This window comes from Virgibacillus doumboii, assembly GCF_902806455.1.
GTDB lineage: Bacteria > Bacillota > Bacilli > Bacillales > Amphibacillaceae > Lentibacillus > Lentibacillus doumboii.
The window spans coordinates 1,202,617-1,217,181 of the sequence record NZ_CADCWQ010000001.1 but is presented as its reverse complement, the minus strand read 5'-3'; the positions used below and the strand labels follow the sequence as shown (position 1 = coordinate 1,217,181).

General features: G+C 40.1%; 15 protein-coding genes and 1 riboswitch. Of the genes, 5 read left to right on the top strand and 10 right to left on the bottom strand.

Annotation, left to right across the window (positions count from 1 at the left end):
• Positions 1 to 57: 57 nt before the first annotated feature.
• From G6R02_RS05830 to G6R02_RS05820, 3 genes are read left to right on the top strand one after another with little or no spacing between them, the layout of a single operon-like run.
• Complete coding sequence (locus G6R02_RS05830; protein WP_164668299.1) at positions 58 to 1,047, top strand: ABC transporter substrate-binding protein; 990 nt, start codon at positions 58 to 60, stop codon at positions 1,045 to 1,047.
• A gap of 12 nt (positions 1,048 to 1,059) precedes the next feature.
• Positions 1,060 to 1,869: an ABC transporter ATP-binding protein gene (locus tag G6R02_RS05825; protein ID WP_164668298.1), complete on the top strand. Its 810-nt coding sequence runs from the start codon at positions 1,060 to 1,062 to the stop codon at positions 1,867 to 1,869.
• Positions 1,859 to 2,665: an ABC transporter permease gene (locus G6R02_RS05820; protein ID WP_164668297.1), complete on the top strand. Its 807-nt coding sequence runs from the start codon at positions 1,859 to 1,861 to the stop codon at positions 2,663 to 2,665. The genes G6R02_RS05825 and G6R02_RS05820 overlap by 11 nt, the downstream gene beginning before the upstream one ends.
• A gap of 63 nt (positions 2,666 to 2,728) precedes the next feature.
• Here the strand turns inward: G6R02_RS05820 and ytkD are convergent, their stop codons facing one another.
• From ytkD to G6R02_RS05775, 9 genes are all read right to left on the bottom strand, one after another.
• Complete coding sequence (ytkD, locus tag G6R02_RS05815; RefSeq protein WP_164668296.1) at positions 2,729 to 3,196, bottom strand: RNA deprotection pyrophosphohydrolase; 468 nt, start codon at positions 3,194 to 3,196, stop codon at positions 2,729 to 2,731.
• A gap of 30 nt (positions 3,197 to 3,226) precedes the next feature.
• The gene (locus G6R02_RS05810) at positions 3,227 to 3,796 is read right to left on the bottom strand and encodes a hypothetical protein (RefSeq protein WP_164668295.1); all 570 of its coding nucleotides are present in this window, start codon (positions 3,794 to 3,796) and stop codon (positions 3,227 to 3,229) included.
• 138 nt (positions 3,797 to 3,934) lie between these two features.
• On the bottom strand, positions 3,935 to 4,255 hold the full coding sequence (locus tag G6R02_RS05805; RefSeq protein WP_164668294.1) for a hydrolase: 321 nt from the start codon (positions 4,253 to 4,255) through the stop codon (positions 3,935 to 3,937).
• Positions 4,256 to 4,357: 102 nt separating this feature from the next.
• A complete protein-coding gene (locus G6R02_RS05800) occupies positions 4,358 to 5,188 on the bottom strand; it encodes an ABC transporter ATP-binding protein (protein ID WP_164668293.1) in 831 nt (276 codons plus the stop codon).
• Between the two features lie 211 nt (positions 5,189 to 5,399).
• A complete protein-coding gene (locus G6R02_RS05795) occupies positions 5,400 to 6,845 on the bottom strand; it encodes an o-succinylbenzoate--CoA ligase (RefSeq protein ID WP_164668292.1) in 1,446 nt (481 codons plus the stop codon).
• Positions 6,846 to 6,925: 80 nt separating this feature from the next.
• Positions 6,926 to 7,744 (bottom strand): 1,4-dihydroxy-2-naphthoyl-CoA synthase, encoded by an 819-nt coding sequence (menB, locus tag G6R02_RS05790; protein WP_164668291.1) that lies wholly within the window; start codon positions 7,742 to 7,744, stop codon positions 6,926 to 6,928.
• 35 nt (positions 7,745 to 7,779) lie between these two features.
• A complete protein-coding gene (menH, locus tag G6R02_RS05785) occupies positions 7,780 to 8,580 on the bottom strand; it encodes a 2-succinyl-6-hydroxy-2,4-cyclohexadiene-1-carboxylate synthase (protein ID WP_164668290.1) in 801 nt (266 codons plus the stop codon).
• A 4-nt stretch (positions 8,581 to 8,584) separates the two neighbouring features.
• Positions 8,585 to 10,324 (bottom strand): 2-succinyl-5-enolpyruvyl-6-hydroxy-3-cyclohexene-1-carboxylic-acid synthase, encoded by a 1,740-nt coding sequence (gene menD, locus G6R02_RS05780; RefSeq protein WP_164668289.1) that lies wholly within the window; start codon positions 10,322 to 10,324, stop codon positions 8,585 to 8,587.
• Complete coding sequence (locus G6R02_RS05775) at positions 10,321 to 11,712, bottom strand: isochorismate synthase (RefSeq protein WP_164668288.1); 1,392 nt, start codon at positions 11,710 to 11,712, stop codon at positions 10,321 to 10,323. Before G6R02_RS05775 ends, menD begins: the two co-directional genes overlap by 4 nt.
• Positions 11,713 to 11,891: 179 nt before the next feature.
• On the opposite strand from G6R02_RS05775, the gene G6R02_RS05770 reads away from it, so the two are divergent.
• Together G6R02_RS05770 and G6R02_RS05765 are read left to right on the top strand one after the other, a co-directional pair.
• Positions 11,892 to 12,824 carry a 1,4-dihydroxy-2-naphthoate polyprenyltransferase gene (locus G6R02_RS05770; protein ID WP_164668287.1) on the top strand — a complete coding sequence of 311 codons (933 nt, stop codon included), beginning with the start codon at positions 11,892 to 11,894 and terminating at the stop codon, positions 12,822 to 12,824.
• 17 nt (positions 12,825 to 12,841) lie between these two features.
• Complete coding sequence (locus tag G6R02_RS05765) at positions 12,842 to 13,228, top strand: hotdog fold thioesterase (protein ID WP_164668286.1); 387 nt, start codon at positions 12,842 to 12,844, stop codon at positions 13,226 to 13,228.
• A gap of 310 nt (positions 13,229 to 13,538) precedes the next feature.
• Here the strand turns inward: G6R02_RS05765 and G6R02_RS05760 are convergent, their stop codons facing one another.
• Positions 13,539 to 14,126 carry an ECF transporter S component gene (locus G6R02_RS05760; RefSeq protein ID WP_205520167.1) on the bottom strand — a complete coding sequence of 196 codons (588 nt, stop codon included), beginning with the start codon at positions 14,124 to 14,126 and terminating at the stop codon, positions 13,539 to 13,541.
• Positions 14,127 to 14,297: 171 nt separating this feature from the next.
• Positions 14,298 to 14,445, bottom strand: a riboswitch (FMN riboswitch).
• Between the last annotated feature and the right edge of the window lie 120 nt (positions 14,446 to 14,565).

Below are 14,565 nucleotides of genomic sequence, written 5' to 3'. Positions count from 1 at the left end.
TTTACCTGGTCATAGGCTATGGCATACCATAACATGAATGTGAAAGGATCGAATAATATGAAAAAACGTTTCTGTATCGCTTTATTTTCATGTATATTGCTTATTTTTGTTACAGCTTGCAGTTCCGGTGAAAAAACAACAATTAAAATAGCTGAAGTTACCAGATCATTGTTCTACGCCCCTCAATATGTAGCAATTGAAAAGGGATTCTTTAAGGATCAGGGATTCGACGTTGAACTGCAAACAACATGGGGCGGTGACAAAACCATGACCGCTCTATTGTCTGACGGAGCAGACGTGGCACTTGTCGGATCAGAAACTTCCATCTACGTGTATGCTCAAGATTCAAAAGACTACGCAGTCAATTTTGCACAATTAACACAAACAGATGGCACTTTCCTGGTTGCAAAAGAACCAAAACCAAATTTTAAGTGGGATGACTTAAAGGGCAGCACCTTCCTTGGTCAGCGTGTAGGTGGAATGCCACAAATTGTTGGCGAATTTGTTTTGAAAAAGCATGATATCGATCCGCACGCCGATCTAAATCTGCTGCAGAATGTTGACTTTGCAAACATCCCGGGTGCTTTCGTATCGGGTGATGCTGAATATGTTCAGCTCTTTGAACCAACTGCCAGCATTTTTGAAAAAGAAGGAAAAGGTCATATCATCGCTTCATTCGGTGAAGAATCCGGTCATGTGCCATACACTGTATTTATGGCTAAACAAAGCTTTATAAAAGAAAACGAAGAAACTACAAAGAAATTTACAAAAGCGGTATACGAAGCGCAAAAATGGGTCCAGGAACATAGTGCGGAAGAGATAGCAAAAGTAATTCAACCATACTTTGAAGATACTGAGCTTGATATGCTCGCATCCTCCATTGAGCGCTATAAAAATCAAGGCTCATTTGCAACTGATCCAATTCTTGGTAAAGAGGAATGGAATAACCTGAAAGATATTATGGACGAAGCAGGTGAACTCCCTGCCGATGTTCCATATGATGAGCTTGTAAATACTAAATATGCTGAGGAAGTAATCGGAAACTAAGGAGGGAAAACTATGTCATTTCTTACCTTAGAAAATGTTTCACATCATTATTTTTCAAAAAAAAGCTATACAAAAGCATTAGATAATATTTCTTTTTCCGTTAATGAAGGGGAATTTGTAGCGTTACTGGGTCCCAGTGGCTGTGGAAAGTCAACAATCCTTTCAATCATTGCAGGGATTATTGAACAAACTGCCGGAAGTGTTCATCTGAATCAGCAGCCCTTGAGTAAATCTGACCTTGCCATTGGGTATATGCTGCAGCAGGATTATTTATTTCCATGGAAAACAATCATCAATAATGTATTGATTGGCCCTAAAATCGTCAATGATCAAACAAAAGAAACGAAGGAAAAAGCTTTAACGCTTCTGGAAGAAGTTGGTCTGTCCGGTGTGGCTCAGGATTATCCAAATTCCCTTTCCGGCGGTATGCGACAACGCGTTGCGTTAGTCCGTACACTGATAACCGACCCGAAAATATTGTTATTGGATGAACCTTTCTCAGCATTGGACTATCAAACAAAACTGAAACTAGAGGATCTTGTGTCACAGCTTCTTAAAACATACAACAAAACCGCTGTGCTCGTTACGCATGATATCGGCGAGGCTATAGCGATGAGTGATCGTATTATCCTGATGGATGCCAATCCGGGATGCATCGCAAAAACGTTTGAAGTACCGTTGGAATTGCGTAACGAAATGCCATTTTTAGTACGGAGACATCCAAAGTACCAAATTCTGTTTGATAAAATATGGAAAGAGTTAAATAAAAACGAAGAAATTTCATCAGGAGCAAAGGTGGTGATTCCCGATTATGAATCGTAAAACAGATTACCACCTGTTTGAACAATACAAAAAACAACTGAAGCGTGAGAAAAAAATCGTCTTCACGTGGCAGTTCGTCATCCTGATTTCTTTTTTCGCCTTATGGGAACTGGCCAGCAGCATGTATTGGATTGACCCATTATTATTCAGCTCACCATCCGAAATTATTAACCTGCTTATGGAAAAATTTTCAGACGGATCCATTCTAACGCATTTGCAGGTAACGCTATTTGAAACGATTTTGGGCTTTCTGATCGGAACCATTATGGGAATTGTCATCGCAACTGTGTTGTGGTCATCATTACGGTTTTCCAAAATAATGGACCCTTACCTTGTTGTTATGAATGCGATGCCTAAAGTTGCCCTTGGACCGATAATAATTGTGGCACTGGGGCCGGGATATATTTCCATCATCGCAATGGGAGCCATCATTTCAGTAGTTATTACGACACTCGTTGTTTATTCCGCTTTCCGGGAAGTCGACCCCAATTATGAAAAAGTGCTAAAAAGTTTCGGAGCCAACAGAAAACAGATTTTTAAGGAGGCTGTCTTTCCTGCAACATTGCCCGCAATGATCTCCACGCTTAAAGTTAATGTCGGCCTTTCCTGGGTCGGGGTAATCGTCGGAGAATTCCTTGTATCAAAAGAAGGATTGGGCTATCTGATTGTTTATGGATTCCAGGTATTTGACTTCACTCTCGTTATGTCCAGTTTGATCATCATTGCTATCTTTGCCGCAATAATGTACAAAATTGTCGAGCGGATCGAGGGATGGCTGATTAAGCATACACAATAAAAAATCGCCTTATCAGGGCGATTTTTTATTGGTTTTCCTATTTTATTAATTCCAACATATCAATTAGTAGTTTTTATCAATATACTCCATACTACGCGTTAAAACGCCATCTTTCATAATAAAACTGTACTGCTCATTAACCCTCACATCGTCCGGAATTGCTTCCAATACAACCGGTCCTTCTGTTTCATAATACGTTCTTTGTTCCATCAGGCCCGCTATCTCAGCAAAATAAACATTTTTAATAATGGTACCGCCTTTACCTGCAACAATATATTGACCGACATAATTAATGTGTTCAATGGTTCCTCCGGTTTCTTCCATCACTTCCCGAATTGCCGCTTCAAGCGCAGCTTCCCCTTTTTCGACCTTTCCACCGGGGAATTCAAGTCCTCGGTCTTTATGTTTGGTCAGCAGCCAATTCCCCTTATATTTGCAAATGACCCAGACATGTTTTGGTTTTTTTGAAAAAGGATGATCCTCAAACGATAATTTTACTTCATTTTGGTAATAGTCTTTGAAAGTGTACATTATTTCAACTGCTTTCATAAATAAGTCGAGTTATTCATATGCAATATTCGTTATTTTCCATTGGTTATCATAGGTGAATTCAAATTTCACGGTATAGGCTCCGTATAAATCGGTTTTATTCTTTTGAACTACTTTGACAACATTGTCTTCCACTTTTATCATATCATAATCATTTCCCGCATTAAACCATGGCGGTGTTTCGGTTGGACGAATAAATAATCCGTTCTTTTTTTCCTGAAAATAATAATCAACATATTTTGCTGCTACGTTTCTTATAGTAACTCTCTCAAATTCTTTCAATAACGCTTCCTTCGTATCAAAATGAATAACCTTGTATTGGTTGTTCGTATCCTGTACAAGGATATCCATAAATTCTTCAGTAAGGGAAACAATCTGCTCATGTGAGATTTGATTTTTGGCAGCAGTATTCATTGTTTTTACCTGTACTTTACTGGTTTTGGAAGTTTTATGGATTTCACTGTAATTAACTGCCGATGCTGAGTGCAGTAATCCGCCTGTCTGAATTATAAACGATAATAGTAAAATAATAGCTAATCCAATAGAACCTGTTAAATACATCCGTTGCTTATTTTTCTTCATGGCTGTTCCCTCCCAGTATTTATGTATAAGCTTATCCTGTTTATAATATTCCTTTAAACCATTATCCATAAACTTAATAAGGAAAAAATTAGCATAAAAAATAGGAATAAGAGATTAATCTTATTCCGTGTTAATGGTTTACAGATGCCTGTCTGACAAAACACCTATACTATCGATATGTTCTTTTGTATCCTCGTCACCTAATTCGTAAATCATCCGATATGCTTCAGTTATACTGTCGTCATAGTTATCATTTGCTGTATCGTTATGATACGGGACAATTGGAACATGTGAACGCAGAAAAGTTCCGAGATCAGCATCATGCATATTATTCATTTTCTCACGTAAAATACGGACCTCATCATCTGTTGCATGAATTATAAATTCTTCATTATTATCATATTTAATTTGCGATATTTCCAGACTGCCCGTATTTATATAATATTTCTTTTTCTCCATAATGCACCTCCTATTAGTAATTTGCCTAAATATAGAGAATGCATGTATGAAATTTTAAAACCCCATCAGCTGTTATTACTGATGAGGTTTGGATTGAAATATTTAATTCACTGCCGATTGTGCTGCACCGGCTCCCCTGGCGAATATACATCGCCCTCTGCCGTGTGGTATGCACATTGGAGTCCCGAACATCGGATCAAACGTTACGTCACATTTCATTTGGAAAACTTCATGAACCAAATTACAAGTAACAATCTCTTCAGGCTTACCCTGAGCAAAGACTTTTTTATCTCTTATTGCAACAATATGGTGGGCGTAACGGCACGCAAGATTCAAATCATGTAAGACCATAACAACAGTGCGTCCGTCTTTTTCATTTAGTTCAAACAGTAAATCCAGCACATCAATTTGATGGGTCATATCTAAGTATGTTGTAGGTTCATCCAATAAAATCGTATCAGTTTCCTGTGCCAATGTCATAGCAATCCATGCACGCTGGCGTTGGCCACCGGATAATGAATCAACTGATCGGTCTTTAAGATCCATCATATTTGTTGCTTCAAGTGCTTTATTAACAGCATTATCATCATCGTTGGACCATTGTTTTAAAAAGCCGCGGTAAGGATGTCTGCCTTGTTTAACAAGTTCCTTAACTGTCAATCCTTCCGGTGTTACAGGACTTTGCGGTAAAATGGCAAGCTTTTTTGCTACATCTTTCGTGCCCATTTTCGCAATATCCTCACCATCCAGTACAACGTCACCGCCTTTTGGTTTCAAAAGACGTGCAAGTGAACGCAACAATGTGGATTTTCCGCATCCGTTACCACCAATAAATACAGTGATTTCACCTTTAGGTATTGTTATATTTAAATCATCAATGATTATATCTTCCCCGTAGCCAAGTGTTAAATCCTTAGCTGTTAACGTTTGCATCGGAATCTCTCCCTACGTTTACATTCTTGCACTTAAGCGACACATACATTATGTATATGCACATTTATCCTAATAACATTATATTTATAGTTTATTTGGTTTTTGGATAGAAGTCAATGACTTTGAGAATCATTTTCAATGAAAATCAAAAAATTTATTTTCCATGCCACCTATTTGCTTTCAGATTCGATAATATATATGAGAAGCAAAATTAATTAACATTATCGTCTTTCAAATACTGCTGCAGCTTACTTCTTACAAGTTTGTTCGATGCATTTCTAGGAAGCTTCTCAACAAAGTGAATTTCTTTTGGCAGTTTATAACGGGCAAGTTTTTTTTCGGCATATTCGAATATAGCCTCTTCCGTTATTTTCCCGGATGCAACAATGAAAGCTACAGGGACATGTCCCCATTTAGCATCTTTCTTCCCAACAACACCTGCTTCATGAATTGCTTTCATACCGGATAAAACACTTTCAATTTCAGTTGGATAGATATTCTCGCCACCTGATATGATTAAATCTTTCCGGCGATCCACAACGTATAAAAATCCTTCATGGTCAAGATAACCCAAATCGCCGGTTGCCAGCCATCCATCCGTAATCGTTTTATTGGTTGCAGTTTCATTATTTAAATAACCTTTTGTAACCATTGGTCCTTTTACAAAAATTTCACCGATTTCACCTTCATTGGCATCAATTTTGAATTGTGCAGGAAATAATGGTTTGCCCGAGGATCCAATTTTATTCAGTGCATCATCAGGACTCAGTGTTACAATTTGTGATGATGTTTCCGTCATGCCATAGGATTGAAAAACAGGCATATTACGTTTTTTGGCATCTTCCAACATTGACTTTGGTGCCGGTCCACCACCAAGTAACATACACCTCAGCGATTCCGGGTAACGATTATTACCCAGATGATTGATTAAGTCATTTAACATGACTGTAACAACAGATACGATTGTAACGCTTTTCGTCATAATTGCCTCATGCATAATCTGTTTGTCATATTTTTCAACTAAATAAACCGGCATTCCGTATATTATACTACGGAGAAAAATGGACAGACCCCCTACATGGAAGATTGGCAAGGCCGCCATCCATTTATCATCACTGTTCAGTCCCAGGTTCAGCATTGATCCTACTGCACTCCACCAATGATTACCATATGTGTGCATAACACCTTTCGGGAAACCGGTAGTTCCTGAAGTATAGATAATCGTAAACAGCTTATCCAAATTAATTTCTGTCCGCAGTTCAGCTGGCTGCTCATCAAGTTTCCATACCTCTGAAAAGCGTTGTATCGTAACGTCAAGATTTCGATCAGTATTTTGCGCCAGGACAAGTGAAACGCCGGCATCATTAATCTGATAATCCAGTTCTTTATCCGTTAAACGTGTATTAAGCATTACCACAACGGCTCCAAGATAGCTTAGCGCATGAATTGCAATAACCATATCAACGTGATTTGCAGATAGAATCCCAACACGTGAATCCTGCGTGATGTCCAATCGGGATAATTTTTTTGCAAATTGCTGACTTTTCTTTTTCAATTCAAAAAAAGTTATTGTTGTTTCATTTTCAAGTTCTATTGCAGTTTTATCAGGTGCCAGTTCGGCTTGTTTTGACAGCCAATGGGGTATGGTCTCAGCCATGGTAAGGTCTCCTTCCGTATTTAAATGAAAAACCTTTGCCTGTCAGCAGCAAAGGTTTTTCGTAAAAAATTATTATTTGATCACGGAAAACGCGGGAATTTCTTGAAGTCCGGTTTTCTTTTCTCTTTGAATGCGTCACGGCCTTCTTTTGCCTCATCGGTCGTATAGTACAGAAGTGTTGCGTCGCCGCCCATTTGCTGAAGACCAGCCCAGCCGTCAACATCCGCATTAATGGAAGCTTTCAGGAAACGGAGTGCTGTCGGTGATTTTTCCAGCATTTCATTGGACCATTGCAATGTTTCTTCCTCCAACTGCTCAAGTGGTACCACTTTGTTAACCATACCCATCTCATATGCCTCATCAGCATTGTACTGACGGCACAGGTACCAAATTTCACGGGCGCGTTTATGACCGACCATTCTTGAAAGCAGGCCAGCACCATAACCGGCATCAAAGCTTCCCACTTTCGGGCCTGTCTGACCAAAAATGGCATTGTCTGCTGCAATTGTCAGGTCACATACAACGTGTAAAACATGTCCTCCGCCAATGGCATATCCGGATACCATAGCGATAACAGGTTTAGGAATTGTACGAATCAAACGTTGCAGGTCAAGTACATTTAAGCGTGGCACATGGTCATCCCCGACATATCCACCATGTCCTCTTACTGACTGGTCTCCACCTGAACAGAATGCTTTGTCACCAGCTCCTGCAAGTATAATTACACCGATTGATGAATCATCACGTGCATCTGAGAAAGCATCAATCATTTCCTGTACGGTCAGCGGTGTAAACGCATTGTGAACCTGTGGACGGTTCATCGTTACTTTTGCAATCCCATCATACTTTTCGTATATAATCTCCTCATACTTCTTAGCTTCTTCCCATTGTACAGTCATTGTTATCCTCCTTTAATTTCATTATGTAGCTTTTTTTAATGGTTCGTAAAAAACCCATTTACTATTTTACCAAAAATTCGTGGCTGTTCCACATGAATTGCATGTCCACTATCCTCAACTATTGTCAAATCGGCTGAAGGCATGCGGTAAAACATCTTTTTATTAATACCAATAAATTTGTCATCGAGTTCGCCTGCAAGCAGTAAAACAGGTACCGTTAAATCCTTTAGTCTATCCCACCAGGAAGGCTGTGAACCTGTTCCCATAAACCTTAATGACTGAGCGAGACCTTTGGCCGATTGCGATAACCGTTCGTCCCGAATCTTTCTTTTCATTTCGGATGATAGTTTATCCTGTGTCCGGAACAAGGGAATCATTTCCCAGTAATCCACGAACGACTCCATCCCATCCTGTTCAATCCGCTGTGCAAGCTGTTCATCGTTATGAATACGATTTTCCCGTTCACTTGCAAGTTCTAAACCTGGTGACGCACTCTCCAGTATTAGTGACTTAACCCGCTCCGGGTAAAATACAGTAAAAGATAGAGCCGTCCTACCACCTAACGAATACCCGACAAGATGTACTTTCTCCAGTTGCAAATGATTCAAAAACGAAACCAAATCTGCGCAAAAGACATCCATAGACCAAGGAGCAAATGCATCCGTTTTTCCATGTCCCGGAAGATCAACCATGATAACTTTATATTTTTTCGCCCAGTCTTCAACAAAAGAAGACCATGTGGCCGTCGTACCGGTAAATCCATGTAAAAGAAGGACTGGTTCACCTTCCCCGTTTACTTCATACCAGTATTTTGAATCATTTATTGTGAAATACATGGGATCATTCCTTATCGTTCAGCAGTTCATTTGCAATATTTTGCCATTTATTGCGATGCCATTCCATATTTGCTGTCCGTTCGGTCTTGACTTCAATAACAGTTAATCCCTGACTCTGATAACTGCTATAAAGTGCATCTTTTAATTCAGGTTCGGTATGAACATTTATGTAGCTGCCACCATACATTTCAACCATTTGCTGAAAATCGATATCCAGCGGTGTTCCAAATAATGCCTCAAAATGTTTTTCATGGTTTACATGAGGCAAAAACGAGAAGATACCGCCACCATTATTATTAATCAGAAGAACTGTCAGATTCAGGTTGTAATGTTTTGCTGCGAGCATCCCGTTTGAATCATGAAAAAACGACAAATCCCCAAGCAGCAATGTAACAGGGTCACCCGATGCCGCTGCACCTGCTCCGCTTGAAACCATTCCATCGATCCCGTTTGCACCACGGTTTGCCAAAATTTCAACTGTCTTGGGTGTAGTCATGAAAAACGTATCCAGATCACGGACAGACATACTGTTCCCAACATAGACGCTGCTCTTATCCGGAATAACCTCCATCAAGTTTCGAACAGCATTTCCTTCTGTAAGTAACTGTGTATCTTCGTTTTCCAACAGAAGTTTTTTTGCAACTTGATTCATCGTTTGCCAAGTCTCCAACCAATTAGCATTTGAAGTAACATCACTGGAATCGACCAGATCATTACACAGCACAACTGGATCAGCATAAATAAATTCTGTTCTGTTTCCGGCAGGTTCACGATATCCCGCTTCCGTTTCAACGATAAACTGTTTTGTATCACGGTGTTCTTTCACGTAAAAAAGATACGGTTTGGATACCGGCATTGCCCCAAACCGGATGATATAATCCGGTTTCAGCTGTTCTCGTATTGCTTCATTTCGTAAAATCGCATCATAGCCTTCAATCACATTGTCTTTTTGATGCTTTCCGGACCTGACCTGGGATAACGGATCTGCCAGAACAGGTAATCCCCATTCTGCCGCAAGCTTTACTACGGAGTCCGCGATATTACTTTCCATATGTGGCCCGCAGACAATCAAACCTTTTTGATAAGATTGTAATTTTTCACGGAGCTGGTTGATCTGTTCATTAGACAGCCTGCGTTTCCCGGTATTGGCAGGGTAATATGCTTGAACATCCTTTTGACTCCACAAATTTTCGAGCGTGAAATCCGGAATTAACGGCTCGCGTAACGGAAAGTTTAAATGCACCGGGCCTGCATTCCCTTCTTGAGCGGTGTTAACTGCCCGGGATGCTTTGCTTCTGGCATATTCAAGCATACTGAAGTCAGCCTCAGGCAAAGCCATCTCCTGAAACCATTTTACATAGTCACCATAGAGTTTAATCTGCTCAATAGCCTGTGGTGCCCCAACATCACGTAATTCATGGGGGCGATCGGCAGTCAAAACAATTAATGGTACCCTGCTGTAATGAGCTTCCACAATCGCTGGGAAATAATTAGCAGCAGCAGTACCTGAAGTACAAATGATAGCTACGGGGCGTTTTGTTTTTTTGGCCAGCCCTAAAGCAAAGAATGCTGCAGAGCGTTCATCAATAACGACCCACTGATTGATGTCGGGATGTTCGGTCAACGTCATAGCAAGTGGAGTTGATCTGGAGCCGGGTGAGATAACTGCATTGGTTATCCCACTTTTGGAAAGCTCATCAACAAAATTCGCCGTATACCTCGTCAATGTTTCTGTATAATTCATTGGTAGCCTCCCAGCACGGACAGCATCGGTAAAAATTTAATATTCGTTTCTTCGTACTCAGCTTCCGGATCTGAATCTCTCACAACTCCACATCCTGCAAATAATGAAGCTTCGTCACCCTGGATAAGACCCGAGCGAATGGCAACAGCAAACTCACCATGTTGATTGCTGTCCAGCCAGCCAATCGGTGCACCATACCAGCCGCGGTCCAATCGTTCATGTTCACGAATAAAGGCAAGTGATTTTTCACGCGGTACACCACCCAGTGCCGGGGTTGGGTGAAGTTGTTCGATAATATCAAAAATGCTGTATCCTGATTTTAAAGTGGCCGTAACCGGCGTATACAAATGCTGTAAATTTTTTAACGGATAAATAATCGGTTCACCAGGTATTTCAATATCTTTGCAATATCGTTCCATTGCAGACTTAATCATTTTGACTACAAACTCATGTTCACTGCGGTTTTTTTCATCATGAAGCAGTGTATCTGCAATTTGTTTATCTTCCTCTATCGATACCCCTCTTGGTGCCGTCCCAGCAAGACAAGTGGAGAGCAGCTGTTTATTTTTCAGTTTTACCAATCGTTCCGGCGAAGCGCCAACAAAACAATCACCATCCCTTTCGAATGCAAAAACATAACTGTTAGCCTGTGTGGATATAAGCTTATTTAATATGGTGGAAACTGTTGCATCATCCGTGAATTTAAGCCGCATTTCCCGTGCAAGGACTATTTTATCAGCTTCATTTTGTTTTATCTCTTCAGTGGCACGTACAACTGTATCCTTCCATTGCTCCGGCGCAATCTCTTGACGCGAATGGATTCGCGCTCCTTTTGACGGATTGTTTGAATTTGATAGCAGTATTTCCTCATGTTTTTTAATTCCATCAGCAATTTGAACCGGATGGTCATGCTGATTCACCTGTACATTTGTAGTTAAAAAATAACCTTCACGATTAATGGTTAACATAAACTTCGGAATCGTGAACGAACTAGGCTCAAATTTATTCCATAGATCTGATTTGCGAATGCTTGGATCAAATGACATACCGCCCATTGCCAGCAGGCCTGTCCCAGGAAACTTATACGGGTTGTGAATAATTGCTGCTTCATGCAATTTTTTCCATTGCCTCTCTGTCTCTTGAAAACGATCATCGCCGGCACTTATGTGACATGCACTTCCTGCACCGACAAGATAAAACGTCTCGGATGTGTTTGTCCAAAAAGTGCGATCCATCGACAGATCCTTTGCTGATTCAAAAAAATGAAGCGGTTCTAATTTTTTTATCTTTTTTGTTATACTGATCAGTTTCGTTTTATTAGTCAGTTTTGCTTGGCTAATCGCATCATCAAGCAGCGACTCAAGCAGTTCTTCTTTGATTTCAATCATCTTTAATAAACCTCCGTAACTTACACCAAATCACAAAGTACCACATCTATTTTATTCTCTTTTGACCGGTTTCTCAAGGAATCACTTTTAACTATGTCGATTTAATGAATTTTACCAATTGACACCCCCTGTCGAATTGCCTAAAATTATATTGATATATAAATAGGGAGAGAACGTCAATGCCTTCTACAAATCAATCAATAAAACAGACCCTTAATGAGCAAAGTGGTTTTCATATATGGTGGCGTCTATTGCGGCCGCATACCCTGACAGCATCTTTTGTTCCTGTATTTGTCGGAACAATGCTGGCACTCAATGATAGTGGAATAAATATATTTCTGTTTTTAGGAATGCTGCTCGCGTCCATGTTAATTCAAGCCGCTACAAATATGTTTAATGAGTATTATGACTTTGTACGCGGATTGGATAATGAGGAATCGGTTGGTATCGGAGGAACTATTGTGCGTGACGGTATTTCACCAAAAACCGTGCTGCGACTGGCATTGGTATTTTTCGGCATTGCTATTTTGCTTGGTGTTTATATTTGTATCGAATCAAGCTGGTGGATTGCTGTTATCGGGTTAGTCTGCATGCTTTTTGGTTACTTATATACTGGCGGCCCCGTCCCAATCGCATATACACCTTTGGGTGAAATCTGTTCAGGTTTTTTAATGGGCACGGTAATCATCGGTATCAGTTATTATATCCAAACATTAAGTATTACAAGCTCTGTTATCTGGATTTCAATTCCCATAGCTATTTTTATCGGTGCAATCATGATGTCTAATAATATAAGGGATTTGGACGGGGATAAAGAAAACGGGCGTAAAACCATCGCAATTCTTCTGGGTAGAAAAAATGCCGTCCGGTTGCTTGCTTTCTTATTTATTATTGCATTTGGATTAACAGCATCTTTCATTATTGCCGGCATGCTTACAATTTGGTCTGTCATTACATTCTTAAGTGTATTCAAAGCAGCTGAGGTTATCAAAAAGTTTCGTGGAAAATCAAAGCCGATTGAAATGCTTCCGGCAATGGTCGCTACCGGTAAAACAAATACATTTTATGGATTTTTACTCGGCATTTCATTACTGATCGGTAATTTTTTCTAGAAAAGGGTGCCTGAATTATGGAACTGAAGAACACACTAATGGAGTCACTTGGAATCGAAGTGTCATCCCTCGAGAAAAATTCGATTATCATGACCATGCCAGTTGATCATCGGACACATCAGCCAGCAGGTTTCCTGCATGGAGGTGCAAATGTTGCCTTAGCTGAAACCGCTGCAAGTGTTGGCGCATACCTGCATGTTGATCCTGAACAATATAATGTGTTCGGAATTGAAATTAATGCCAACCATGTCAAAAGCAAGCGGGAAGGTACCGTTACAGCAAAAGCAACACCAATTCATGTTGGCAGAACAACCATGGTCTGGGAAATCAATATTGTTGACGAGGAAGAAAATCTGATTTGTATCTCACGATGCACCATTGGAGTCGTTCCGAAAAAATCATAAAAATGAGGCTGATCCGGGTGTTATCAGATCAGCCATTTTTGTTGTGGGGGTGATGTTTGTGCTGTAAATTCCTTGCGGAGCGGATATTTTTCCTGTGGGGATGTTGTTGCTCCTCTTCTGCCGATGTTGTACACCTTCTGCCGATGTTTTCCTTCTTCTGCCGATGTTGTGCACCTTCTGCTGATGTTGTGCTTCTTTTACCGATATTTTGCTTTTTTACTGATAATTCTGCTCACCTACAGCTACCGGGATTCCTCTAACAATTTTTTTACAAAAAAAGAGCGGCTCCCAACGAGACGCCCTCACTCAATTAAGTTAATTTCGCTTGTTTCTGCTCTATCCATGTCCGCATTTTGACAAACAACGGAACAAACAGCATTCCTACAATGATTCCTTTTATTATATTAAATGGCAGTACACCAAGTGAAACTGCAGCCCATTTTGCTTGTGGTCCCATATCTTCCCAGCCCATGAACCATGCATATGCCGGCAGGATGATAAGATAATTCAGCACACTCATTCCAATCGCCATAATAACTGTTCCTGTTACCAATCCGGAAATGATGCTTTTGACACCTTTATATTTATGATAAAGCACAGCAACCGGAACAATAAACATGACACCAGCAAGGAAGTTTGCAGTAACACCGATTGGATCACCAGCACCTGAAACAACTAAATATAAAATGTTTTTTATTGCTTCTACAAGGACTCCAGCCATCGGCGAAAAAATCAGCGCAGCTATTATTGCCGGGACTTCACTGAAATCAATTTTCAGGTACGGCGGTAAAAACGGTAATGGGAAATTCAGGAAAAATAGCAGCAGTGAAATAGTCCCCATAAGTGCCAGAATAATAAGTTTTAATAGTTTTGATGATTGCATATTTGTTGAATGCATCATTGTTCTCCTCCCTCATCTTTATCGATTCACATCTGTCTTGTGATGAAGGACAAGCCTATTTCCGTGAAAATAAAGTTATTAAAATATTAAAAACCCTAAAACCTACTCGGGGCTTTAGGGTATATATTCACAGGAAAACGGAGGCGCAAAATGCACCAACTTTCAGCTCAGCATCTTCTCCCATCCAGACTGTAACTGTCGGTCCCGGACTCACACCAGGTCAACCACTCAGCAATATGCTTAGCGGGTCACGGACTTAGAACAAAATTTGCTCCTTACCGTCGGTCGGGATTTTCACCCTGCCCCGAAGATGGAATCGATATATAGTTGTCATTGACTAGTATACTATCATTTTATTCAGTTGAAAAGGAATTTGTTTTGAAAAAAATTAAATGTTAATGCTCGAAGTTTTTTTAGAAATGTTGCTCTTATACAG